The sequence below is a fragment of the Spirosoma sp. genome (assembly GCF_048594605.1).
In the GTDB taxonomy this organism is placed as follows: Bacteria; Bacteroidota; Bacteroidia; order Cytophagales; family Spirosomataceae; genus Spirosoma.
In genome coordinates this window covers 1-24,858 of the sequence record NZ_JBMDWV010000235.1, presented here as the reverse complement: position 1 = coordinate 24,858, position 24,858 = coordinate 1, and the positions used below count along the sequence as shown (strand labels likewise).

At 50.5% G+C, this 24,858-nt stretch carries 17 protein-coding genes; 7 read left to right on the top strand and 10 right to left on the bottom strand.

Annotated features, from left to right (window positions below):
• Window positions 1-176 precede the first annotated feature (176 nt).
• Window positions 177-1,073 carry an SDR family oxidoreductase gene (locus ACOJS8_RS14805; protein WP_420149317.1) on the top strand — a complete coding sequence of 299 codons (897 nt, stop codon included), beginning with the start codon at window positions 177-179 and terminating at the stop codon, window positions 1,071-1,073.
• Window positions 1,074-1,177: 104 nt separating this feature from the next.
• Here the strand turns inward: ACOJS8_RS14805 and ACOJS8_RS14800 are convergent, their stop codons facing one another.
• The 5 genes from ACOJS8_RS14800 to ACOJS8_RS14780 all read right to left on the bottom strand — a co-directional run bounded on the left by ACOJS8_RS14800 (window position 1,178) and on the right by ACOJS8_RS14780 (window position 6,752).
• The gene (locus ACOJS8_RS14800; RefSeq protein ID WP_420149316.1) at window positions 1,178-2,185 is read right to left on the bottom strand and encodes a GRP family sugar transporter; all 1,008 of its coding nucleotides are present in this window, start codon (window positions 2,183-2,185) and stop codon (window positions 1,178-1,180) included.
• Between the two features lie 208 nt (window positions 2,186-2,393).
• Window positions 2,394-3,491 carry a lactonase family protein gene (locus ACOJS8_RS14795; protein ID WP_420149315.1) on the bottom strand — a complete coding sequence of 366 codons (1,098 nt, stop codon included), beginning with the start codon at window positions 3,489-3,491 and terminating at the stop codon, window positions 2,394-2,396.
• Between the two features lie 164 nt (window positions 3,492-3,655).
• Window positions 3,656-4,597 carry an NADP-dependent oxidoreductase gene (locus ACOJS8_RS14790; protein ID WP_420149314.1) on the bottom strand — a complete coding sequence of 314 codons (942 nt, stop codon included), beginning with the start codon at window positions 4,595-4,597 and terminating at the stop codon, window positions 3,656-3,658.
• A 1-nt stretch (window position 4,598) separates the two neighbouring features.
• The gene (locus tag ACOJS8_RS14785; RefSeq protein WP_420149313.1) at window positions 4,599-5,687 is read right to left on the bottom strand and encodes an alkene reductase; all 1,089 of its coding nucleotides are present in this window, start codon (window positions 5,685-5,687) and stop codon (window positions 4,599-4,601) included.
• A gap of 78 nt (window positions 5,688-5,765) precedes the next feature.
• Complete coding sequence (locus ACOJS8_RS14780; protein ID WP_420149312.1) at window positions 5,766-6,752, bottom strand: helix-turn-helix transcriptional regulator; 987 nt, start codon at window positions 6,750-6,752, stop codon at window positions 5,766-5,768.
• Between the two features lie 338 nt (window positions 6,753-7,090).
• On the opposite strand from ACOJS8_RS14780, the gene ACOJS8_RS14775 reads away from it, so the two are divergent.
• The 6 genes from ACOJS8_RS14775 to ACOJS8_RS14750 all read left to right on the top strand — a co-directional run bounded on the left by ACOJS8_RS14775 (window position 7,091) and on the right by ACOJS8_RS14750 (window position 16,817).
• Complete coding sequence (locus ACOJS8_RS14775) at window positions 7,091-7,732, top strand: response regulator (protein ID WP_420149311.1); 642 nt, start codon at window positions 7,091-7,093, stop codon at window positions 7,730-7,732.
• 31 nt (window positions 7,733-7,763) lie between these two features.
• Window positions 7,764-9,542, top strand: coding sequence for a sensor histidine kinase (locus ACOJS8_RS14770; RefSeq protein ID WP_420149310.1), 1,779 nt, complete (start codon window positions 7,764-7,766; stop codon window positions 9,540-9,542).
• A 91-nt stretch (window positions 9,543-9,633) separates the two neighbouring features.
• On the top strand, window positions 9,634-12,861 hold the full coding sequence (locus tag ACOJS8_RS14765; RefSeq protein WP_420149309.1) for a SusC/RagA family TonB-linked outer membrane protein: 3,228 nt from the start codon (window positions 9,634-9,636) through the stop codon (window positions 12,859-12,861).
• Between the two features lie 91 nt (window positions 12,862-12,952).
• Window positions 12,953-14,521 carry a RagB/SusD family nutrient uptake outer membrane protein gene (locus tag ACOJS8_RS14760; protein WP_420149308.1) on the top strand — a complete coding sequence of 523 codons (1,569 nt, stop codon included), beginning with the start codon at window positions 12,953-12,955 and terminating at the stop codon, window positions 14,519-14,521.
• An 18-nt stretch (window positions 14,522-14,539) separates the two neighbouring features.
• Window positions 14,540-15,634, top strand: a complete 1,095-nt coding sequence (locus ACOJS8_RS14755) for an IPT/TIG domain-containing protein (RefSeq protein WP_420149307.1) — start codon at window positions 14,540-14,542, stop codon at window positions 15,632-15,634.
• 79 nt (window positions 15,635-15,713) lie between these two features.
• Complete coding sequence (locus ACOJS8_RS14750; RefSeq protein ID WP_420149306.1) at window positions 15,714-16,817, top strand: glycosyl hydrolase; 1,104 nt, start codon at window positions 15,714-15,716, stop codon at window positions 16,815-16,817.
• A 227-nt stretch (window positions 16,818-17,044) separates the two neighbouring features.
• Here ACOJS8_RS14750 and ACOJS8_RS14745 read toward each other — a convergent pair whose 3' ends face one another.
• From ACOJS8_RS14745 to ACOJS8_RS14725, 5 genes are all read right to left on the bottom strand, one after another.
• Window positions 17,045-18,343 carry a serine hydrolase domain-containing protein gene (locus tag ACOJS8_RS14745; protein WP_420149305.1) on the bottom strand — a complete coding sequence of 433 codons (1,299 nt, stop codon included), beginning with the start codon at window positions 18,341-18,343 and terminating at the stop codon, window positions 17,045-17,047.
• A gap of 383 nt (window positions 18,344-18,726) precedes the next feature.
• Window positions 18,727-19,470, bottom strand: a complete 744-nt coding sequence (locus ACOJS8_RS14740; protein WP_420149304.1) for an RraA family protein — start codon at window positions 19,468-19,470, stop codon at window positions 18,727-18,729.
• A gap of 27 nt (window positions 19,471-19,497) precedes the next feature.
• Window positions 19,498-21,153 (bottom strand): SMP-30/gluconolactonase/LRE family protein, encoded by a 1,656-nt coding sequence (locus ACOJS8_RS14735; RefSeq protein WP_420149303.1) that lies wholly within the window; start codon window positions 21,151-21,153, stop codon window positions 19,498-19,500.
• Complete coding sequence (locus ACOJS8_RS14730; RefSeq protein WP_420149302.1) at window positions 21,150-22,406, bottom strand: spinster family MFS transporter; 1,257 nt, start codon at window positions 22,404-22,406, stop codon at window positions 21,150-21,152. Before ACOJS8_RS14730 ends, ACOJS8_RS14735 begins: the two co-directional genes overlap by 4 nt.
• A 2-nt stretch (window positions 22,407-22,408) precedes the next feature.
• Window positions 22,409-24,858: glycoside hydrolase family 2 protein (locus ACOJS8_RS14725; RefSeq protein ID WP_420149301.1), on the bottom strand; the 2,450-nt coding region annotated here is incomplete at its 5' end.

Here is a 24,858-nt window from a genome sequence, read left to right as displayed (position 1 = left end):
GACGAGAAGGTAGAGTTACGAGTCTGAAAGTGAGGATCTGCGTCTTTACCGATAATCGCTGCGACTCCGATATAGAGGACCGCTGCCTTATTCGGAGAAGTTTTCCTCGCCTTACGCCCGTCGTAATCAGTTATTACGCTAGGCATCAGATGCCGCAAAACGTTAATTAAAAGATTATGACTTCCCAACACACAACGTCTGCCGTTGAAGACCCTCAGACTAAATATCCCCAACCACCCCAGCCTGAGCAACAGCAGGAGGTGCCAGGTACTGAAGCCCAGATGCAGCCCAAGGCCGATCATGGCGAAACCTCTTATAAAGGATCAGGTAAATTAGCTGGCCGTAAGGCCCTCATTACAGGAGGAGATTCCGGTATTGGCCGGGCTGTAGCCATTGCCTTTGCCCGCGAAGGTGCCGACGTATTGATTTCATATCTGAATGAAGAGGAAGACGCGCAGGAAACTGCCCGCTACGTTGAAGAAGCAGGCCGAAAGGCGGTTTTAGTGGCTGGCGATATACGGGACGACAACCACTGTCAGCAACTTGTGCAGCGAGCAGTCGATGAACTGGGCGGGCTGGATATTCTGGTCAACAATGCTGCTTATCAGATGGCGCAGAAATCATTGCAGGACATCACCAATGAGCAACTGGAGCGTACGTTTCAGACGAATATTTTCTCGATGTTTTATTTGTGCCGGGCCGCCGAAAAGCACCTGAAGCCGGGTAGCACAGTCGTCAACACAACGTCGATCAACGCCTATAAACCAGGCCCGACGTTGCTGGATTACGCAGCTACCAAAGCAGCCATCCAAAATTTTACGGCTAATCTGGCTCAGGTATGGGCAGAAAAAGGCATTCGGGTTAACTGTGTGGCGCCAGGGCCAATCTGGACTCCCCTGATTCCAGCGACCATGGATACCGAAAAAGTGAAAAATTTTGGCCAGGATGTACCGTTGGGACGGGCAGGCCAACCCGCTGAACTGGCCCCCGCTTATGTGTTACTGGCTTCCAATGATTCAAGTTATATGACAGGAAGTACTGTGCAGGTGACTGGTGGAACGCCATCGATTTAAGTAAAATGGTGTGCTACTGCCGATAAGGCAGTAGCACACTACCTGAGTGAATCAACACCCCTTAAGAAGGTTTCAGCAGAAGATCACAAATATGGTAAAAGCGATCAGGACCTGGCCAGGCTGATTAACACCAGGCCGATCAGATAAGTGATACTCATCAGCCAGAGGTAGCGGCTGGCTTTTGGCGGAGCACCCTCAAACTCTTTCCAATAGAATATTCCCCAAAATACGGAAATGATTGTAGCTCCCTGACTAAGGCCATACGATACGGCATCTCCTGCCTGTTTGGAGCCGATTAGCAGGGCGATCATCCCGACGCCCCACAGCAAGCCGCCCGATAAACCAATAAAGTGTTCACGACGTCCTGTAGTCTGGTAATTCAACTGGCCATCTTCATCTGGCAGGGCAAACCGCCGGACCAAATGCTCAACCAATGGGTTACTCGCTGCCAATCCAATGGCAAATAAGGCAAAACCTGTATAGGGCGTCAACAAGCCAGCATCCGGTTGGCTTAGGTCTTTGACCAGTGAAGACGAAATAAGCCAAAAGAAGAAACCGGCAATCAGCCCACCACCCAGCGCAATCCAAACCCCCCGGTTTCCGCCAGAATTCTCCTGAGTGTCGGCGTTCTCCTGTTTTGTCTGGTAAGCCAGCGCACTAAAAAGCATAGCCCCAAGGATGGCTCCCCCGCCAATGGCCAATAATGGCACGCTGCCTTGCGGCTCCGCCAGGTAATTGACAACCAGACCAACCGCCAGCGACAGACCAGTACCCACTGGCATCGCAATGGAAATTCCGGCCATACTTATGCCTACTGTGAGTAGCATATTGCCGATGTTGAACACAATGCCCCCTGCCACCGCCAGCAGTATATTGTTTAGCTCCGCCTGTCGTATATCGGCCATCACTGAACGACCCCGTTCACCAAAACTGCCTACCGTGAAAGCCAGTACCACCGACGCCAACAGAATACCATACACATAATCCCGATAGAAAACGTAAAGCGGGGCCGATTGCGTGACCGATTTCTGCGCATTGGTCCAGGAACCCCAGCAAAGCATTGTAAGCAGGCAAAGTCCAAAAGCCAGGGCTGGTTGATTAATGATGAACATAGTCGTATAGCATTTGCGCAATGGATTTGAATCTAGTCATCATTACCTGATGGTCGAAGCTTGCTTACGTTTTCAAGTAAAAAGCCAGATGAGTAGTTGGGACAAATGAGAAAACGGCCTGAAATCGCCAGCATGCGCCCGGTCTCATTCGATACGTTCATTAAGACGGCTAATTCTAGGCGGATATGGTCATAGGTCAATTGGCATCTTAAGGCCAACGGTGCATCAGCAGGCAGACAGGAGAAGGTACGGACAACTGATCGCCAGTGGCTTTCATCTCGCTACTGCTTGAATCCAGCCTGAACACTGTGATCGTGTCGGATTTCTGATGGCCAATCAGGACGTACTGACTGGCCTCATCGACCAGAAAATTTCGAGGTTCGTCGCCACCAGTATACTGTAGGTTACACTGGGTTAGCTTTCCTTCATTGCTCAGCGAAAAAATAGCCAGCGTATTGTTTCCCCGGTTTGTTACGTATAGGTACTGGCCTCTGGCATCCAGGTGAATATCACCGCCTGAGCGCTCGCCTGAATAGGTTTCCGATAAAAAGGGGATATCGTCTTGTACCAATTCAACCGTATCGGTCTGGCAATCTCGTCTGAACGTAGCCACCGTCGAGCTTATTTCCTTGAGACTATATACCCACTCATCTTCAGGGTGAACGGCAATCATGCGCGGACCAGAACCAGCTGATACGTGTAGGTAAGGCGTTGTTGGGCATACACTAATCTTGCCCTGCTGTTCGTCGATCTGGTAAATGTAAACTTTGTCTGTTCCCAGATCCGATACGTACAGCAATCGATTATCCATCGAAACAACAGCCGAGTGGACGTGCGGAGCGTCTTGTCGCTCCGGATTGGGTCCTTGACCAGTATGCCTGATAAGCTGGCTGGCTTCACCTAGTGATCCGTTCTCTAAAATGGGTAGCACGGTGAGGCTACCGCTACCGTAATTCGAAACGAACGCTAGCTTACCACGTCGATCAACACTAATATGACAAGGTGCCTGACCGTGGGTTAATTGTTGGTTCAGGAAGGTCAACTGGCCAGTTTGTGGATCAATAATATAAGCGTCGACGCTTCCGGAATGATCTGGTCCCTGATCATCTTCCTCATTGACCGCATATAAATACTGACCTGCTGGATGAATGGCCAGAAAAGAAGGACTTTTTCCATGACTGACCGTTTGCTGTAGTTGAACGGTACCGCTTTGTGGATCGAAGGCAAATACGTAAATGCCTTTACTGGCTCGTACGGAGTACGTACCGACGTACAGTATGGAGTTGGGTGGGTGAGGTTGTGTCATGCGTGAGGTAATTCGGCCGATTGGCATAAAAGGTTAATGTGCTTCTACCTCTGCATAACACTATCATAGATTGGCAAGCCACTACGTCCAGGCTGATTGTGAGCATCCGGCCTGGACGTAGTGGCTTGCCAATCCTGAATTTTAAAATCAGGCTTTTTACGAAACTAGTCGTGATTCAGCACAATCCGGCCGTTCTTTTTGGGAGCCGAAGCGGTCGATTTTCCCAACAAGGCGTTCCAGGCGTCGACGGTTTTGGCTAATGAAAATACGTCACCCATGTTAATCCTCAGTTTCCCTTCGTTTATCAGGTTGGCTATTTTGGATAAGCCATCGTGAGAAGGTTGCAACTGCGCAAACGTAGCATGAATGTTAAATTTGGCAGCTAAGTCGGATGAAACCGGCTGAGTTGTTGAAACAAGATAGCCCCCCGCTTTGATGAGCCCGTAAGACCGCTGTTGTACTTCGCCCCCAACCAGATCAATCACTGCATCTACCTGGTTCGTCACCGATTCGAAGGACTCGCTTTTGTAATCGATGAACGTATCGGCACCCAGCGATTTTACGTAATCCTCTGGGTCGGCCTCCGCGGTTACGATGACCTTCGCGCCAGCCTGATGAGCGAACTGAATCGCGTAGGACCCTACCGCACCAGCACCGCCATGGATCAGAATAGTTTGGCCGCTTTTCAGGTGAGCATCCTGAAAGATCACTTGAAAAGCCGTTTCGGCGGCCACAGGAACGGAAGCGGCTTCAATGAAGCTTAACGAGCGGGGTTTTACCGCAATAAATTGAGGATTTATGCTGATGTATTCGGCATTGGCTCCTCCAAATAAGCTTGCCCCGTACACTTCATCGCCTACATTAAAACCTTGTACCTGTGAGCCGACGGCTTCGATTATCCCGGCAAAATCAATGCCTGGAATCCAGGGTAGGGGTAGCGGGAAAACCGCTTGCATAGCACCGGATGCTTTCAGGATATCGAGTTTGTTGACGCCAGACGCCAGAATCCGAACTAATACGTCAGTGGATGCAGAAGTGGGCGTAGTGATCTCTTGAAAATGTAAGCTTTCAGCTGGACCATAATCGGGTAATACGATTGCTTTCATGTTAGTTTGATTTGCTAGTTGATTCGAGTAGTGTAAGGTAATCCGTGTAGCCCTGTGCTCCGGGCGTATAGAGGGTTGCGTAATCTGGCTGGTTAAACTCAGCATGCTGAGCGATGCGTTCGGCCAGATCGGGGTTGGCCAAAAAAGAGCGTCCGAAGGCAACGAGGTCGGCAAAACCGCTGTGTAAAGCTGACTCGGCGGTTTCGGGCGTCAGGCCGTTGCACAAGATGATAGTGCCGGTAAACGAGCTACGGATCGCATCCAGGGTTCTTTGCGGAATGGGCGTGTTGACAGCGATATGAATGTAGGCAATACCGATCGCGTCAAGCTCCTGTGCCAGATAACGATAGGTTTCATGCACCTCGTCATCGGCATAAGGTGCCAGATCGCCCAGCGTGGAATGGGGTGAAAAACGGATGCCTACTTTTTCGGGGCCAATCGCATTGGCTACAGCTTTGGCAAGTTCAGTAATCAGCCGGCTGCGATTTTGAATGCTGCCCCCGTACGCATCCGTTCGGTTGTTGACGACCGGGTTTAGAAACTGCTCGAGCAGATAGCCATTGGCTCCGTGAAGTTCAACTCCATCAAACCCGGCTTTGAGCGCATTTTGGGCCGCAGCAACGTATCCTCGTATCACCTCCGCAACACCCGTGGTCGTTAATGCCTGAGGTTGTGAGTAATCCTGTAGCCCTGCTGTATCAGTAAAGATCTGACCGGCGGCTTTTAGGTCGGAAGCGCCTACTAAAACAGCTCCATGCGGGAGGTTGTCCTGATGACCGATGCGTCCGGTGTGCATCAGTTGCACAAAGATTTTACTGCCATCGGCATGGACGGCCGACGTAACGGTTTTCCAGCCATCTATCTGATCGCTGGAAAAGATACCGGGTATACGTGGATAGCCCAGGGCTTCGGGAGTGGGTGCTGTCCCTTCTGTAATGAGTAGCCCGGCTCCCGTCCGCTGACCGTAGTACTGGGCCATTAACGCGTTGGGCAGGTTATCGATGGCGCGGCTGCGGGTCATGGGGGCCATCACCAGGTGATTTTTAAGGCTTAGCCCCCCTTTTGTAAATGGCGTCAGAATCTTGTTCATAATTTGTGGTTGTTTGAACACCACAAATGTCCGCCAGGCTTTGCGCCTTAAATAGTTGGAAAAGACGCATAAATAGTCCTATCCGCCGGAAGTGTATTTTTTGGGTTTTACGCCGTAATGTTTTTCGAATAACCGGCTGAAATGGCTTAAATTGGTAAAGCCTAATTGATTGCCGACGTCCGTGACGGAGTAGCCACCCTGCTTTAACAGAAAGGCTGCTTCTTCCATCCGGGCTTTCTGGAAGTAATTATAGATGCTGTCGCCGAACACTTGCCTGAAGAGGTCTTTCAGTTTAGTTTCACTCATGCCAACCAGTTTCGACAGATGGGCTAAGTGGGGCGGTTGACCCAGATCCGAGAGAACGGCCGTTCGAACGATAAATAATTTATCAATGTCGTCTTTGTTGATTGGACTATGGCGAACCTGGTCTCGCTTGAGGAGCTGTTCAAAGACCAGTAACATCAACTCCTGTACTTTAATGCGATAATACAAGCTACTCAGCTCGCCGTCCTGCCGGGCAGCGGTTACCTGCTTAAGCGTTTTCTGCACATCAGGGCCCATGCTTTCGTAGAATAGAAAACCCGGCGATCCACTCAGAATCGTCTGGATTACGGGGTTGGGATTTTGGATGGCCAGCATGCTTTTCAGACGGGCAGACGTAATGCCAACCACGGTAAAATTGATCGCTGTATTTGCCGGAAAGCGAATAACAGATTCTAAATCTGGAGAAGAAATCTGGATAGCAAACTGGGTGCTTTTAGCGAGCCGAACGGGCTGCTCCTGAACGGCTGTAGACAGGTTCGCCAGTTCTTCGTTACTGTGAAAAATGACGCTAACCAAATCATAAATTTTATCCGCTGGCCGGCGTTTAATCACAAAGTCTTCCTTTAAGGTGTACTGATGAATGAGTAATTTGAACTCAGGGTCCAGGTCAATCTTTTTGACGTAGCCTTTACCAAACGTAGCGGGTATATTCAATGTGTCGCCGTGAACCGGAATACCAAATTTTTGCCCAAAGCTGGTTAAAAAATTAAAGCCTGAATTGGCTGCAAACTCAAACTCCATAGTTCGTTACGTAATGAATTGTCGATTGATTGGTAAAGGACGTAACCACTCAGAAATCGTTTTCGTTTGGTATCGCAAATCCGGCTGTTGTTTCGTTCATATACTGAACGATTAGGCGCTTGCTGAGCTTAGCCAGGTGAAGAGACTTTACTAGGGTTTCCCCTAAATTTACAGGAAGTCGGGTTTTCACTATTCCCAAAGCCGTGTACTTAATCCTAATTTTGCTAAACAAAGTTCTATTTTACCGAATTGTTCAATTATTTAATTGAACGGTTAAATTAGAATAGACTATTAACCAGGTTTTTCTTGACAATAGCTTTTGTCAATCAATCGATTCCATGATACGAGTATTGATCGCTGATGACCATAATGTCTTTGTGGAAGGCATTGAATCACTGATTTCCGGCTCTCCGGAAATTGAGGTAGCACAGCGCTGTTACAGTGTGTCATCGGTAGTAGAGCAACTGGCGCATGTGGCCATTGATGTCGTGTTGCTGGACATTTCATTTCCGCACATCGACGATGGACTTGGGCTGTGTGAGTACATCACCCGCACGTATCCAAACACCAACGTAGTGGCCCTGACTATGCACGATGATGCCAGCCTGATCAAGCGGATCGTGAAAAAAGGAGCGAAGGGTTATCTGTTGAAAAATACAACCAAAACGGAGTTGTTGCAGGCGATCCGGACGGTGTATCAGGGAAAGCCTTATTTCAACGAGATCATTACGTCGATTTTGCTGCACGATGGACCAAAAGCAAAGAAATCGGCGGCCGGGGTTAAACCGAACCTGACACCGCGTGAGTCGGAAGTGCTGATGCTCATGGCGCAGGGATTAACAACCCAGCAAATGGCCGCTCAACTGTTCGTTAGTGCCAAAGCGGTTGAGTTTCACCGGAGTAGTTTGCTCATGAAATTCAGCGTACCGAATACGGCGCTGCTGATCAAAACGGCCATGGAAATGCAATATATTGATTAACAGAATCTTGCTTCAAAGATTATCTCGCTATATGCTTCGATACGCTACGTACCTTCTGGTGAAAAAAACAGGCCTGGGAGCTGCAATGCTCGTAGTACTGTCTGTTTTGTGCCAGTCGGTAAGCGCTGTAGCGCAGACGTCGGGCATTGATAGTCTTAAAAAAGAAATCAGGCAACTGGTTGTCCGTAATCGATACGTCCCTGCGGCTAAAGCTTATGAGCAACTAGGCGGGCTTTATCACAAATTGTACGGCTACAACAAATACACCCTGGATTCGTATTTCAACAGCCTAAAATATTATAGTCTGGATGGTGATTCTGCGGGGTATTACAATGCGCAACTGTCGATCGGTGATTACTACCTGCATGATTATTTCATGCAGCCGTCGGCAGAGAAATACCTCAACAAAGCGCGCCAGTATTTTGAGCGAACGCGCAACATGCCCAAAGTGATTGAGTGCCGACTGGCTCTGGCGAATATCGCTCAGCAGAAAAACCCTATACCGGCTGGTTTGCTGACAGATTTGCGCGAAACCGAGCGAATGAGTGAACAAAATAAGCAGGAATTTTCGCAGGCGTATGCACTTAATTTGCTGGCTAATACGTACTTACGATTTAAAAACCCAGACTCGGCACAGTATTTCGTTAATCGGAGCCTAATCCTATCGAAGCGCTTGAATATCAGATGGTTAATTAGCCTGAATCATTTTTATCAGGGGATTGTCGAGCAGTTCGGTAATCATTCGGAAAAGGCTATCGACGCGTATCAGCGGAGTTACACACTGGCCGAAGCGGAAAAAAATGTGGCCATGCTGCGGGAGTTGTCCAAGCATTCTGCCGACGCCTATTCCCACATGGGGAATTACAAGAGTGCCTATGAGTCATCGCTGAAGACGCTCGATTTTGCGAATCAGTTTTACGAATCTGAGCAAACCAAAAGCATCCGATTGCAGGAGCTGGATAGTCAGATTAAGACGCTGGCGGTTGAAAAACAATTGGCTGAAGAGCAAAGTCAGGGACAGCGTTTTCTGAATTCGGTGCTGGTGGGTGTGCTGTTGATTAGCATTGCGGGCGTAGCGGCTTTGGTGTTCCTACGTCGTCAGCAAAAATTGATTGCGCGTCAGCAGGCCGTCATTGCCCAGCAACAAATTCGCCAGCTGGAATTGAAGTCGCTACGTGCCATGATCGAAGGGCAGGAAGGCGAGCGGAGCCGGATTGCCCGCGATTTGCACGATGGGTTGGGTATTCAGCTCTCGCGCATCAAGCTGTTTGTAGAAGCACATCAGGAACAACTACCGTTGTCCGTTAAAGAGCCATTGAACCAGTTTCTGGATGAAGCTTGCACCGAAACGCGACTGATTTCGAATGATTTGCGTCCCTATGCTCTATCGACATTCGGACTGATTCCGGCGCTGGAGGATCTGGTGCAAAAGCTAAATCTGGTTAACGAAACAACGCTGGTACTGGAGCATTACGGCGAACTGCCAACCCTGGGCGAGGAAGCGTCGGCTATGCTTTTTCGTGTGATTCAGGAACTACTAAATAATGCGCTGAAACATGCTCATGCGCAAACGATTACGGTGCAGATTATGACCAACGATGAAACCGCTTTAATCAGCGTCGATGATGACGGACAGGGTGGTGATTTTTCAGAAGAACCTACAAATGGCAATGGATTGGCCAACATTAAATCACGGATAGCGTACCTCGGTGGGCAGGTGATGTGGCAAAGCGAAGCGGGAAAAGGTACGTCGGTCATGATTTCGCTGCCGATGCAGAAACTTATTAAATCAACTACAGTCATCGCTTAGTGAACGCATTTCGAGCATCTGACCAGGATGCGTATACATAAATTAGCCTAGTAACCCTATTACTTAAGTTCACAATTAATTTCTATTGTATATGATCAAACATGTGCTTTCGGGGGCTTTCCTCCTGAGCAGCTGGATGAGTGTCCATGCGCAGGAGCGAGTCATAACCAGCGCAGCCGTGGGCAAAACTCCACCCGCCTTGGCAACCAACAAAGCGGCTAAAACCGCTGCCAGTGCCGTGTCGGATACGAAAGGCCCGGTGAAAGGAACCGTGTCCGACGAAAAAGGAAATACGCTTCCCGGTGCGACTGTCTCGATAAAAGGAACGACGCTCGGTACGACAACCGATGTAAATGGCGCGTTCACGCTTAATATGCCTGCCGGTTCCAAAGTGTTGGTGATCTCGTTTATCGGGATGAAGACGCAGGAGGTCGAAGTTGGCTCACGTACTACCCTGAACATTACGTTACAGACGGGCGATCAATCGCTTGATGAAGTGGTGGTTATCGGCTACGGTACGGCCAAGCGTTCTGACGTTACGTCCTCAATTACTACCGTAAAAGCGGCTGAGCTGAAAGACATTCCGGCGGCTGGTATCGATCAGTTGTTGCAGGGTAAAGCGGCCGGGGTAACTGTCACCAGCAATGGCGGCCAGCCTGGCGGGGGCGTATCGGTACAGGTGCGGGGCGTTACGTCGATCAACAGCAACGACCCGTTGTTTGTGATTGACGGCGTACCGTTTGTGCGCGGTAATACGTCCAACAGCACGGGTTATGCCGGTCTGGGCGGGGGCGATGGACAAACTGGAAACAGCGTTATGGCCATGTTGAACCCCAACGATATTGAGAGCATCGACGTACTGAAAGATGCGTCGGCGCAGGCAATTTACGGTTCGCAGGCGGCTAACGGGGTGATTCTGGTGACCACCAAGAAAGGCAAGCAGGGTGAAGGCAAGATCAACTACGAGATGTATACGGGCGTTCAGGAAGTGGCCCGACGACTGGACCTAATGGATTTGCGGGATTTCGCCCGGTATCAGAACGAGGTTCTGCCCATTATCGGGAACCCGGTGGCCGACGAGTTTAAAAATCCGGATTTGCTGGGTAAGGGTACCGACTGGCAGGAAGCCATGTTCCAGCACGGAAAAATCAACAACCACCAATTGAGTTTTTCGGGCGGAAAAGACAAAACGACGTATTATCTGTCGTTAAACTACTTCGACAACAAAGGAATTCTCTTGGGTTCGGATTTTAAGCGGTACGCCAGCCGGTTTAGCCTCGACTCTCAACTAAAAAACTGGGTCAAAGTGGGACTCAGCGCTAACGTATCACGTAGCATCCAGAACGTATCGCTGGCCGACGCTGCCGAAGGAACAATCTGGTGGGGCGCTTCGACCAGTCCGTTGGTTCCGGTGAAAAACCTCGACGGTACGTGGGGTGGTGGCCAGACGGTTGGTGGCGTGCAGTACAACAATGCCAACCTGGTCGGAAACAGCCAGTTCCGGGGCAATACCAAAACCTCGAACAACGTATTCGGAAGTTTGTACGCCGAACTTCAACTGACCAAAGACCTGTCGCTACGTAACGAACTGTCATATTCGCTGGGTCAGGACAACAACATTGCGTTCCAGAAAGCGGGTAACGTAGGTGGTACGTCGTTCCGCAGCAAACTGATTGATTCGCGTTCCGATAGCTACTACTGGTCGCTGACGAATTATCTGGCTTACAACAAAAATTTGCAAAAACACGGTATTCAGGCCACAGTAGGTCATCAGGTGCAGAACTCCTACTACCAGTCGATTTCGGGTACGAAAGTGGATTTGCAGGCTAATATCTTCGACCTCAACACGGGCAGCGCCGATCAGACAACTTGGGGCCTGAGCGGTGGAAAAGGCCAGTGGGCTATGGAGTCGTACTTCGCGCGCGCCAATTATACGTATGACGATCGGTACTCATTATCGGCCAGTTTCCGGGCGGATGGCTCGTCGAATTTCGGACCGAACAACCGCTGGGGTTACTTCCCCGGCTTATCGGCAGGCTGGACGATCTCGAACGAGAAATTCCTGAAAGGAAAAATCTCGAACGTACTGAATTACGCGAAATTACGGGTTGGCTACGGACTGGTGGGTAATCAGAACTTCCCCGGTGGCGCTCCGAACCCAGCCTACGTTGGTGCCGTGCAGTTCTTCTCAGGCCCGGTAGGTTTCGGTTCATCGAACATGATCAACGGGATTCCGAATCCAAACCTGAAATGGGAATCAGTGACAACAACCAACGCTGGTATTGACCTTGGCTTCCTGAACGGACGTATCGACGCGACAATTGACGTGTACAAGAAGGTGACGTCGGACATGATCATCTTCCTGACTGGCCCGAACCTGATTGGTGTGGGTGATCAATGGGACGATCTGAAAGCACCGCTGGGTAATGCCGGTCAGATGACCAATACGGGTGTCGATATTGGCCTGACAACGACTAACATTAAAAAAGGCAATTTCAGCTGGAAGACCAACGTAGTATTCACGCAATTTACCAACAGCTACGATCGGGCAGCTAGTGCGGCCTCGGCGCTGGACGGTAAAGTCTATTACAACAACTACCTCGTTACGCACACCACACCGGGTCGGCCTGTTGGCTCCTTCTGGGGATTGGTGACGGATGGGCTGTTCCGGACGCAGGGCGAACTGGATGCCAGTCTGCCACAGTTTGGCTATAAAGTGAATCAAACCGAGACCTGGCTGGGCGACATCCGCTTTAAGGACATCAACGGCGATAAGAAAATCGACGCGCAGGACTATACGTACCTTGGCAGTCCGCTACCGAAATTCACCTGGGGCTTCACCAATACGTTAAACTACGGCGATCTGGATTTGTCGATTTTCCTGCAAGGCAGTCAGGGAGGTAAAGCGTTTAACTTCCTGCGCTGGCAACTGGAAGGGCTGAACAACGCCTATACCAACCAGATGAAAACGGTAACGGATCGCTATACAGAGTCTAATACAGACGGTGCGCTTCCCCGGTTCACGAATACGAACAAGAACAATACCGCTATGTCGGACCGCTACGTAGAAGATGCGTCTTATGCTCGTATTCAGAATATTACGCTCGGCTACCGACTTCCGAAAACGTTACTGAATCGGGTAAAGATTCAGAACCTGCGGATTTATGGCTCGATTCAGAATCTGAAAACCTTTACGAAATACTCGGGCTATGATCCTGAAATCGGTGCGTTCAACAACAGCATCAAACTGATGAACGTCGACACGGGTCACTACCCAAACCCACGTACGTTCACCGTAGGCGCGAATCTGCAATTTTAAAAAAATACCCCCAACCCCCTGAAGGGGGCTTAAGTCAAGTGTAGACAAGTAAAGCCCCCTTCAGGGGGTTGGGGGTAAAACCAACAAAGTCATGAAAATCAAGTCATTATATGCCCTGATATTACCGGCGGTGCTGTTGTCTTCCTGCTCGAAAGACTTCATTGACCGACCTTCTTTGTCAGGCACCACAACCGGTAACTATTACAACAACGCGGACGAAGTCCGGGCCGCGACCAGTACGCTTTACAGCGGGTTGCCCTGGCGTAACTACGAAAGCCGGGCGCAGGATGCCATCGGCGACGTAATGGGCGGCAACATGTTTACCTACACCGATGTGGAGTATCTGAACTTTACCGTCTCGTCGGCTTCCGACCGGATTGGTGCGGCCTGGGGCGCGTTCTACAAGATCATTGGCTACTCCAACGTCATGATCAAAACCTTTGAAGAAAAGAAAGCGGCTGGTGGCGGTGCGGCTTACCTGGACCCCGCCATTGCCGAATGCCATTTCATTCGGGGCATGCTTTATTTCTACATCGCCCGTACGTGGGGAGCGGCTCCGATCATTACCGATCCCGGCGCAACAGCACTTTCGGGTAATTTCAATATCCCGCGTTATCTGCAAAAAGACGTACTGCGGTTTGCACTCGAAGAGCTAAAATTGGCCGAAGCCGGTTTGCCTGATTCGGACGTACCGGGCCGGGTGACGAAGTACGCAGCCAAGGCGCTGATGGCCAAAATGTACCTCTACAGCAAAGATTACGCGAACGCCAAAACCAAAGCTGAGGAAGTCATCAACTCCGGCAAATACCGACTGGTAGACGATTACACGGGCATGTTCACCAAGATGAGCATGAACAACAATGCCGAGGCAATCTTTTCGATTCAGCACCAGTTTGCGCAGGACCCCTGGGGAACGGGCAACATCAAAAACCCTGACCGCGGGGCGGGAGCACTACGTACCGCTGAAGCTGATGCCTGGGAAATGTACGTACCGTCGCTGGACATGCTGAAGGAATACGAATTTGGCGATTTGCGCCGGAAATGGTCGGTGATGGAGCAGGGTTGGACCAATCCGAGCTGGAAACCTCAGCGTGCTAATGCGCCTAAATACAATGAATTCATGGCCAACGGTTTTAAATACGATACGTTGCAGCCAACTGCCGATGGTGGAAGCTTAAGCCCAACCCGCGCTAACCTGGTCAAATACTTCGCCGGTCCGGGTAAAAGCTTTGGCGGTGAGCCTGTATTGGGCCAGAATTCGGGCAACAACGTAGTGCTGCTACGTTACGCCGATGTTCTGCTGATTTATGCGGAAGCAGTGCTGGCGGGTGGCGCATCTACCTCGGATGCCAAAGCACTCGATGCGCTGAATCAGGTAAGACGCCGGGCTGGTCTGACTCCGAAAACGGCCATAACCAACGACGACATTCTGCACGAACGTCGGGTTGAGTTTGCCTTCGAAGGTGATTATTGGTACGACATTCAGCGGCAGGGGTTTGCCAAAGCCAAGTCGATCATCGAGAAACAAAACCGGGGAACCGTAACGGGCGCTACGTACCTGACCAATTTCACCGAAGACAAAATGTTTCTGCCGATTCCGGCGGGCGAGATTGTGCAGGATCCTGAATTGGGCAAAGATCCCGTTCCATACTACAACTAATTTCCACTGAGCAAGCTGATGAAATTTAATCAAATAAACCGAATAGCAGGGGTGGCTCTTCTGGCTGTAGTAGCCGGTTTGGGGATGAGTTCCTGCACAAAAGATACCGACGGCACGCCACAGATTCCAGCTGGTAATCCCGTTTTGACGAAGATTATGCCGGACTCAGCCGCTGGTGGCGCCATCGTTACGTTGACCGGTACTGGGCTGGGCGATATACGTAGCATTGTCTTCGAAAAACAAAACGTACCGGCCGGTTTTCAACCGACGCTCAATACTGAGAACGTATTGATTTTCCGGGTGCCAACTGACGTATTGGGGGGTAAGCAAAACATTACGTTCACCAACAGTGCAGGCAATACGCTAACCGTTCCGTTTAAGGCGCTGGCGTACCCGACCGTTTCGGACGTATCGAATTACAACTTCACGAAAGGAACAGTCATTACACTCACGGGCAACAACTTCGACGACGTAACAGCTGTAGCGATTGCCGACTCGGTGAAAGGAATTTCGGATGCTGCTACAGTGGTGTCGAAATCAAAAACACAGCTGGTTGTTCAGATGCCGACGACTACGCTTACGCGTGGTACGTTAAGCATCACAAATGGCACGGGACGGATGCGGACCAAGCAGGAATTCGTGAACGTTGATAAAGCGTATCAGATCTTTGCTGATGCTTACGGTGCTGGTTTTCAGGATGGTTCGTGGGGTGATGCGGGCGCCATCTCGACCAAGGAGTTTAAATCAGGTGCGGCTTCGGTTGGCAAAAACTTCCAGAAAGGAAACTGGCATTTGATCGCGTTTGCCAACTGGTCGTCGTCTGCTATTCCGTACTCGGCGGACTATACCTACGTAACGGGCTGGATCAAAGGCGCTTCGGCCGATTATTCATTATATCTGACTACCGACGCTGGCAAAGCCGCATTCGGCGACTATGTGGAAGCGAATAAGATCGACGTAAAAGCGGGCGTTTGGAATTACTTCAAAATCAAGCTGTCGGACATGGATTTCTGGATGGCTGGTAAAACGTTAAAGCAGGTGGGCTTTCGTATTAAAGGTCCTGATAAACAGGATGAAACGTTCTATTTTGATGATATTATGCTGGTGAAGTAACAACATTATAAACCGCCGAAAGACTTTCCCGTAGCGCCAACGCCTACGGGAAAGTCATATATGGAGATTACTTATTTCTATGAAATTGTTTTTACCCACCAGACAGAAGTCGTTTGCGTTTTTTCTTGCCTTATACGTAGTGAGCAGTCTATCCGCTTGTCGGGCGGCTGAATCGGTAGTTTCGGCCGATACCGTGCAGAAGCCGGGCAATCGGGTACTTCCCACAAAACCAACTGGTCAACTGGTTAATGGCCGTGCTACGTCGTCGACAAAAGGATTGTTTTCGTATTTAATCAGTCAGTATGGGCAAAAAGTCATATCGGGGCAGCAGGATGATGTGGAGTATGTATTGGAAAAAACCGGAAAAGAACCTGCCGTTGGGGCCTTCGATTTGATGGAGTATTCGCCTAGCCGTCTTCCGTTTGGTGGTAAACCGATACGTACCAGTGAAGACTGCATTAAGTGGGCAAAAAAAGGGGAGGGGCGAGGCATTATCAGCCTGTGCTGGCACTGGAACGCCCCCACCGATCTGATCAATCAGGCGCCTGATAAACTCTGGTGGAGCGGTTTTTACACACGGGCTACTACGTTCGATCTGGCGGCTACGCTGGCCGATAAAAACGGAGAGCGGTATAAGCTTTTGCTGCGTGACATTGACGCCATCGCGGAGCAACTCAAAAAGTTTCAGGAGGCCGACGTACCGGTACTGTGGCGACCACTGCATGAAGCGCCCGGCGGCTGGTTCTGGTGGGGGGCAAAAGGGGCAGGTCCATTTAAAGAACTCTGGCAAATCCTGTACGATCGGCTGACGAATGACCATCAGCTCCATAATCTGATCTGGGTATATACCGGTACTGATATCATCAGCCCTGAATGGTACCCCGGCGATCAATACGTTGATATCGTCGGTCTGGATATTTATACGGACCCGACCGCTACGCTGACCAGTAATTGGGTGAATGTACAGACTATGTTCAACGGTAAAAAAATGGTGACTCTCTCAGAAGTAGGCCATCTGCCCAGGCCGGAAAATGTGCGCACATTGAATACGTGGTGGTCCTGGTTTGCCGTCTGGAATGGCGCGGACTGGATCAAAAAACAACCCGTCGATTTACTGAAATCCGTTTACACCGATACGGACGTCGTCACCCGCGATCAATTACCGGATTGGCGCAATCGCTGACCTTTAATGACTGGTGAAAAAGAACAATGTCGTATTGAAAACGCTCAGTGACACTATTCTTTTTCATCAGTTACGGGTGTTACGTTCTGGAAATTGATCGACCGCAATGGCCAGCCTAGGGAAGCATCGCGATCTGGTAAGATTTATGTACGTAGTCCCTTGTTTTTGATATTCCTGAGCGATTTCAGGAAAACGCAAACAAGGGACGGGCCCCTGTCAAGAGATGGTCATGGCTTACCGGGGTAACCCAGGGCAGAGCGGGCTGCGTAGGCCGCATCGTAGAGCGCGTTGAAACATTTGAGGAAAGAATCCATGCCATTGGTAACATCCCACAGGGGCAGATACACCACGATCGATACGTCGGTAAGCGGATCGTAGGCGATCAGGGCCAGATTGCCAATCCGCGCCCCATTATGACCATAACCCAGATTCTTGGTGAATGTTGACCCTAAGGCATAAGTTGAGTTCGCTGACGATACGTCGCTTTGCTTAATTTTTACGGTTTCGGGGGTCAATACATTCTGCCCTTTCATCAAGGTACGAATGTAGGTATTGAGCGAAGCTAAGTTGCCATACCCATTGCCCTCGCCCACCTGCGCGCTCATATTATAATCTCCGTATCGTTTCTGCTGATTACCGGGCAACAATTCAAGGCCTTCAACCCGTGGGCTGGGCAAGACCGTATCGTCGGCCCGAACCGGAAAATGAATGCTGACGGGTACAGGAGCGTTGGAACCCACTACGTAATCACGTAAATAATCGCCATAGGTTTTAGCGCTTCCACTTTTGGCCGAATAAATGCGTTCGATAAGATAGCCCAGGATGGAATAGCCCGTATTGCTGTAGTGATAGCCCGTACCGGGTGAAAAATAGGAAAGGTTATGCAGGATTAACTGCTGCACCATTTCCTGCGTAGTAAACTGGTGGGTAGGCTCGGCCGTTTGGGTAGCTTCCGTGTAAGACATGCCGTTAAATCCCGGCACTGGATCATTGTCCACATCGTACACCCCCGCGCTGTGCTGGAGCAGCTGCTCAATGGTAATCTGGCTCTTATTGGGAAACGCCCAGGCTGACGTATTAGGCACATACGGCATGGTCGTTCCCGGAATCAGGTCGGTTAGTTTGGCTTTGTAATCCAGCCAACCGTCTTCGTACATGTTCAGAATGGCCGTGGAGGTGAAGTTTTTGGTCACGCTGGCAAAGCGAAAATACGTCGTTTCAGTAAGGGGGGTGTTGCCCGCTGAAATGGAGGAGGCCAGGATTTTTTCAGTAGGTGTCTGAATCAATACGTTTAAAGAAGGAACTTGATTTTTAAGCTCTTTTTCTAAATCTATCCGTACTTTATCGACGGCCTCCTGAACCCGTTGTGATGCAGGAACTGGGTGATCGTCCAGGCTAATGAACGAGCACGCAGACAACAATCCGGTTATCAAGCCGATCAGACTTACGTGAACAAACAAGGCATTGGGTATAAAGGATGCGCTATTTTGGCGGCCATCAGGGCTGGTAAAAAAGCGGAGTTTCATAGTAGAGGAGTTTTTGGGTGAAAAGAAAAGTATACACCAATTATAACCTTTATCACGCTGAACTACTTAGCGATACGGATCGAGATAGTTTTTGGGAAATACTATTCAATGCCTGATCTATTATCGATCAGGGGACTCTTGATCTTTTCACCATCAACTTTATTACCAATGTCCGTGGTATTCAAAACGCCAGAGATCATACGCCTAAATGCCTGACCGATTCGACCGAAACCAGGGTTCTTCAAGCTTTCCAGTTGTATAAGCGGCATCCCATAGACACCGCTATCGCCCGGCAGGTCGATAGCGGAACACATCACGACAACACTGAGACGACTGGTGCGTACGAATCACATAAACATAGGTGATGAGCAGGCCTGCTCCGCTCAGAAATAACCTCCTTTCTCGGTAATTTCCTGAATGGTCTGCCCTTCGTGAACCCAGTTGAAAATCAGTTTTTCGTTCGCGATGATTTCTTCAGCCCGTTTTAATACGTCGTAAGCAATTCCGCGTGGCACAACCAGGACACCGTCGATATCGCCGAGGATAATATCGCCCGGTTTGATCGTTACGTCGCCAATCTGAATCGTAATCTGATAATGCGTAATCAGGCATCGGCCCAGGCTCCCATTTGAGGTACGGTATTTGTAGAAAACCGGGAAATCGGCCTCCAGAATCTGATGCGTGTCACGGATACCGCCGTCGATACAGGCCGCTTTTACTTTCTTTCCTTTAGCTGTAGCGGTCATAACGCCCCCCCAGAGGGTAGCTTTGCTATCGCTGGTAGTATCCCAGATCACAAAGGCGTCTTCGTGCATTTCTTCGAGCATCTGCGTCCGGAATTCCATTTCGCCCCGTATCATGGCGTTCGGCGCACTCTTTACCGTAAACGCAAACCCCGCCACGGTACGGTACTCGCGTAAGGGCAGAATGTGGCCGGGTAATGCCTGATTCAGCAGGCAGAATTCGCGCATCACATCATTGACGGCGCCCGTATAAAGTTGTTCAAACCGTTGAAGTAGTTCTTTTTCCGGGATAGGGAACGTAGCATCGGAAACGCTTTCACGGTTTTCGATCAACTTCTCCAGATTCATCAATCCGACTTCTTTCTTATACTGATCGACACTCATGATTATTTCGTTTTGATTGTTTATAAGTCAATTAAATAAAGTGATTCCTTTGAGGGCCGTTGATACGTTTACCAGTTGTCCTTTCTCGGCTTCGGTAACGACCAGGCCCAGTTTTCCCGATGGATCGAAAGCGCAATTGGTTGGGTTCTGACCTGCTACGTTGATTTTTCGAATAACCTTGCCTTCGGGCGCTACGACGTGGATGTAGCCGGTGCCATAAACGGCTACGTAGAGATTGCCATCACTGCCAAACGCCATCCCATCGGGGCCGCCGGGACCGTTCGGGCCTTCAACGGTTGCCCAGACCGTAGCGTCGGTCCATTCGCCGGTTTCGGGGTTCCAGTCGCCTTTCCAGAGCCGATGTTTGTAGGTTTCGGCAAGTACCAGCGTTTTGCCGTCGGCGCTGAAGGCCAGTCCGTTCGGGAAATATTTCTCAGTCGCGAATTTCTTTGCGGTACCATCGCGCATACGTACTACAGCATAACCCGTTGGTTCCTGACGCGATTCACCGGGACAGGTGAACAGCAGATTCCCAGATGGGTCGAAGGCTAAATCGTTGGGTTTGTTGAGCGGTTGTCCGTCGATTTTGTTCAGAATGGTTTCGACTTTTTCGGTTAATGGGTCGAACCGCCGGATGCTACGTTGTGTCGAATCGCAGAACCAGATTTTACCTTCTTTGTCGATGGCAATGCCGTTCGGACCACCGCCAACAGGAAAACGTTTCAGCTTTCCATTTTTGACCTGAACCAGACTTTCGCCTTTCAACTCAACCGCCCAAAGACTGCCATCGGCGGCAAACGCTGGTCCTTCGGGAAAATTAAGACCGGTTGTCAACGTATCAACCGACGAGGATGTAGGCAGGAGGTGATTTCTGTGAATCTGCGCAATTTCATCGGCGATCACCGCCCTATCAAAAACGGCCAGACCGCCCAGTTGCCCGACAAAATCATTACCAATAGTCCCTAATCGGTGAACGGCGCCGACGGTGAAATCGGCTCCATCGTCGCCCCCATCGAAAATACCTTCTTCGTATGCATACGGATTGCGGTCGGCGCGGGTATCGAACTGGCCGTTTCGGTACGATTTAATCTGGTGGCCGTCGTAGGTCATGGCTACAAACGTCCATTCATCATAGCGAACGGGTGTTTGCCCAATCGATACGTCGACGCACCATTTTTCGCCGGGCGTCGGTCCGCCCACACCCGAAATGTGTCCACAGACCTGACTTTTGCTGTCGCGCAATCGAATGTTCAGAAACAGGCAGTATTGACGTTTTTTTCGGGTTTCATTCCACATCCCGGCTATGGCTTCGCACTCGGCATTATCCCGACTTTTTACCTGTCGTTTCACCCAGGCCAGCACGGTTACCTGCGCGTTTTTGCCGCGAATGTTCAGGCCGGGACAATCGGCGCGGGGAATGGTCAGGTATTCGTGCTCCTTAATGTCGAGCGAATTAGCCGACAGAACGCCTTCCTTCACAATAGGAACCGGGCCGGTTGGCTCCTGCAACTCGTACTGATATTTCCCTTTGGAACGTAGCGGCTGCTTCCCGGAAAAGTCCCAGAGACACAACAGATTGGGCACGGAAAGTAAATCCAGTTTTGCAGACAAAGCGTGTGTTACGTCGGTCATCATCAGGCCACTGAGTAAGGTTGAACGGGTGATAAAATGGCGTCGGTTCATTGGCTCGTTTCTTTATCCCGGTCGAAAAACAGGAAAGCACCCGCCCACAGAAACAGGCTGCCCAGCACATACACACCCGACAGACTCGCCAGTCCAGTTGCCAGGCCAAGGGTTGGTTTCAGTACACCCAGCAGATAGGGAGCAACAGAACCGATCAAAAAGGCGCAGGCCAGCATAAGCCCGTAGGCCGACGACCGAATTTTGGGCGACACCACTTCGTAGAGCGAGGCCACAATGTTTGAATCGTACCAGCCCCGGAAAATGCCGAACAGAAACAACGCTACGTAGGTCAGCATCGGCGTAGCACTCATGCTGATGCCATAGATAAACGGCGCCCCAAGTAATAATCCCAACGCCTGAACAACCAGTCGGCTGCGCGGATTGGTTTTGGCGTAGTAATCGGAAATTTTCGCGCCCGACAGTACGCCCAGAAACGCGCCGAGGTGATGATAAAACAGCGACGAAAAACCGGCATCGGTCAGGGTCATATTGAACTTATCGACCAGAAACGACGGCATCCAGGTCAGGTAACCGACATTCACGAACACCATGCAACCAAACCCCAGCGTGAGCATAATAACCGTTGGCTTTCGGACAACGATACGTGCCGTTTCGCCAATTTCGGCCAGCATGGGCGTTTGCGCGTCGATGGTCGATTTTACTACGTCTTTCGGAATGCGGCTGAAGAAAACGAACGCCAAGACAATGCCCAGACTACCAAACAGATAGAAGGCTTTCTGCCACCCATAATGCTCACCAATATAGCCTGCGATGATGCCACTCAGGATAATGCCGAAGTAAACCGCTGTCTGATGAAGAGATAGAGCAAACGAGCGACTTTCTTTGTAATTCTCACCCAGCAGCGCATTGGCCGACGGCGCATAGAACGCTTCGCCACCACCTGTTGCCACACCCCGTAGCAGAATGAACTGCAACACGCTGGAGCAGAAACCCGTCAGCAACGTAGCGCAGGACCAGAATAGCAGGCAAAAACCCAGAATATTCCGGCGCGAAAAACGGTCGCCAATGAAGCCCGCAATAGGTACCAGTAGCCCGTAGGTCCAGACCAGCGCTGACGCAATCAGACCCAGTTCAGCATCGGTCAGGCCGAGGTCTTTCCGAATGAGCGGCAACACGACGCTGAAAATCTGTCGATCAGCCTGATTCAGGAAAAACGCCAGCCAGAGCAGAGCCAGCAATTCCCAGCGGAAGCCCGTCGGTTTTTTGGTAAGGGAAGGCGGAGATTCGACCATGATTAAGGAAGTTTAGCGGTTGTCGGAGCAGCGTTCCAGGCACTTACCGTCAGAATCGCTTTCGAACGGGTTGCCGGTTCGCGCCACAACACGTCCATGTCGAATTCCTGCGTCTCGCCAGGCGCTATCCAGATAAAATTATCAGAAGCGACAATAGCGCGTTTGGTGCCTGTAATGTCCAGTTTTGCCATAAACGCTGGCGTTTTTCCCATGTTCGTCACCTTCACCCGCAACGTACTCCGGTCGGGGCCTGTCGGTTTCTGACCAACTACCGAAGCCGTCAGCGACGTAGTGGTTTTGGCAATGGTCGGTTTCAGAAACGGCCCTTTTTCGAGCGTCGGCCAGGGAATCGGATTGCTAACATATTTCTGGTAGAAGTCTCCGTTTTCGAGCATCGACAGGCTACGTGGGTAGTAGAATGATCGCGATAAAAGCTTGCCCGAACCATCGCGTAACTCGGCCAGGAGCAATACGTATCGGTCGCGATAATCAGCCGGGATTATGTATTCGCCCAGATTAGCTGAACCCACCGACGTACCAGCCGCTACGTTCATTTTCTGCTCCTGTTTCCAGAGTTGCTTGAACGTATCGTCGAGAACCTGTACCGAAATTTTCGCGCCCGGTATTGCCTGAGCCATCGAATGCGTAACTGTAACGGGCAGTTTGATCCGTTCGCCGGGTTTCCATAGCAAGCGCGGGATGTCAATCGCTACGTGTGTCGGTTCGTAAGTTCGTTTGAGGAAATAATACGGTGCTCCGGCATTACCAAACCAGTCCATCATCTGAATGGCAACCACCGGCCAGTGACGTTTGAACACCCACGGCATCAGCCCTGTCGTAACGGGATAGTTTCCCTGCATTTTTTCGGAAAATACCTGATAAAACTCACCGGCACCCACCTGCGAGGCTTCCGTAATGGCTTCAATACTTGGATCAGTCATATCGGTAATGTGCGACGACCGACTCAGCATACGCGGTACGCGGCTGGGACCGTATTCGGTAAAATGATGGATAAACTCATTGTGCCCCTGATAAAAGTCTTTATCCCACATTTTGCCCAGTCCTGTAAACTCCTTATTGTCAACGGTTTCGTAAAACAGGTTCGCTTCGGGCATGGAGTGCATACCCGTTTCCGAAATCCAGGGTTCGTATTTGTAGCCCACGCCATACCAGGTTGGGTCCATGTCGGGGTAGGTGTGAAAACTACCGTCGTCGGGCGTCGTGCGTACGTAAAGTCGTGACTTATCGAAAATGTCCAGATTACGTTCCAGAATACCCATCGTGGCCGCATTGCCATACGAATACGGATTGAATTCGTTGCCCCCGCACCAGACCGCCAACGATGGATGATTCCGCAACCGAACGATGTTCTGTACCACCTGCGCTTCCCAGATATCCTGTGGATAGAGCGGTGTATCCTGATTACCAATCGGAAAATCCTGCCAGACCATCAGCCCAAGCTCGTTGCAGATGTCGTAGAAGTGTTCAGATTCAAGCAGACCACCGCCCCAGATACGGATCAGTTGAACGCCCATTTTTTTGGCGGCTTCGAGCGTCCAGCGGTAGCGTTCTTTCGAGGTTTCGAGCAAGACGTCCTGTGGGGTGAAGTTCATGCCTTTCACAAAAAACTTCCGGCCATTTACCACAAATTGCCAGTTTTCCCAGCGATCTGTATTTCGTGGGCCGGCCGAAACAATTCGCTCGATGGTACGTATGCCGAACGGGAACTGGATCTGATCGACAACCTGACGATCTGTTTTCAATACGACCCGAACCGTATACAGATTGGCCTCGCCTAAGCCATTCGGATGCCAGAGTTTGGGATTTGTTACGGTCAAATCATCCTCAAACCACGTCCGACCTTTAAAGGCCTTGAATGGTTTTTCATGCGTAAACGCTACGTTGCCTGCTTTATCGACCAGTTCGACCAATACCGACAGGTTTGCATTGGACAACGTAGTGCCCGGAACGCGTCCCTCGTAATGGTGCATCTGGGCGTTTTTCCACGGATGCAATTGATAACCAAGCGAATTGGTGTCAGCCAGCACCTCACTTGAAAAATGAAGGGTTGCTTTCCCATTCTGAATCGACGTAGTGGTCAGGTAAGGGCGTTCGATGTGGTAAGGCTGCACAATTTCGAGCCGAACGTCCTGCCACATGCCTACGCTGAAAAACATTTCGCAGCCCGAACTTCCCGAAATCACCCACGGCTTTATGATTCGTCCACTGGCACGCGGGTTGTAGCCTTTCCGCTTTTCAATCATGTACTCGCCGTTGCTGTTGCGGGGAAGACTTTCGTAATCGGTGGCCTTGTTCCCCCAGTTTCCGGCCCGAACTTCAACCAGCAGTTCGTTCTGCCCACCCGGTTTCAGCAGCTTACTGATTTCAACTGTAGGACCGCCGAACATGCCTTCGTGAACACCGACCAACGTACCGTTCAGCCATACTTTCG

Bases quoted from the DNA above. Each gene is read 5' to 3' on its own strand.
- ACOJS8_RS14750 (WP_420149306.1), top strand. From the start codon at position 15,714: ATGAAATTGTTTTTACCCACCAGACAGAAGTCGTTTGCGTTTTTTCTT.
- ACOJS8_RS14755 (WP_420149307.1), top strand. From the start codon at position 14,540: ATGAAATTTAATCAAATAAACCGAATAGCAGGGGTGGCTCTTCTGGCT.
- ACOJS8_RS14790 (WP_420149314.1), bottom strand. From the start codon at position 4,597: ATGAAAGCAATCGTATTACCCGATTATGGTCCAGCTGAAAGCTTACAT.
- ACOJS8_RS14765 (WP_420149309.1), top strand. From the start codon at position 9,634: ATGATCAAACATGTGCTTTCGGGGGCTTTCCTCCTGAGCAGCTGGATG.
- ACOJS8_RS14805 (WP_420149317.1), top strand. From the start codon at position 177: ATGACTTCCCAACACACAACGTCTGCCGTTGAAGACCCTCAGACTAAA.
- ACOJS8_RS14785 (WP_420149313.1), bottom strand. From the start codon at position 5,687: ATGAACAAGATTCTGACGCCATTTACAAAAGGGGGGCTAAGCCTTAAA.
- ACOJS8_RS14770 (WP_420149310.1), top strand. From the start codon at position 7,764: ATGCTTCGATACGCTACGTACCTTCTGGTGAAAAAAACAGGCCTGGGA.
- ACOJS8_RS14760 (WP_420149308.1), top strand. From the start codon at position 12,953: ATGAAAATCAAGTCATTATATGCCCTGATATTACCGGCGGTGCTGTTG.
- ACOJS8_RS14800 (WP_420149316.1), bottom strand. From the start codon at position 2,185: ATGTTCATCATTAATCAACCAGCCCTGGCTTTTGGACTTTGCCTGCTT.
- ACOJS8_RS14740 (WP_420149304.1), bottom strand. From the start codon at position 19,470: ATGAGTGTCGATCAGTATAAGAAAGAAGTCGGATTGATGAATCTGGAG.
- ACOJS8_RS14730 (WP_420149302.1), bottom strand. From the start codon at position 22,406: ATGGTCGAATCTCCGCCTTCCCTTACCAAAAAACCGACGGGCTTCCGC.
- ACOJS8_RS14775 (WP_420149311.1), top strand. From the start codon at position 7,091: ATGATACGAGTATTGATCGCTGATGACCATAATGTCTTTGTGGAAGGC.
- ACOJS8_RS14745 (WP_420149305.1), bottom strand. From the start codon at position 18,343: ATGAAACTCCGCTTTTTTACCAGCCCTGATGGCCGCCAAAATAGCGCA.
- ACOJS8_RS14795 (WP_420149315.1), bottom strand. From the start codon at position 3,491: ATGACACAACCTCACCCACCCAACTCCATACTGTACGTCGGTACGTAC.
- ACOJS8_RS14735 (WP_420149303.1), bottom strand. From the start codon at position 21,153: ATGAACCGACGCCATTTTATCACCCGTTCAACCTTACTCAGTGGCCTG.
- ACOJS8_RS14780 (WP_420149312.1), bottom strand. From the start codon at position 6,752: ATGGAGTTTGAGTTTGCAGCCAATTCAGGCTTTAATTTTTTAACCAGC.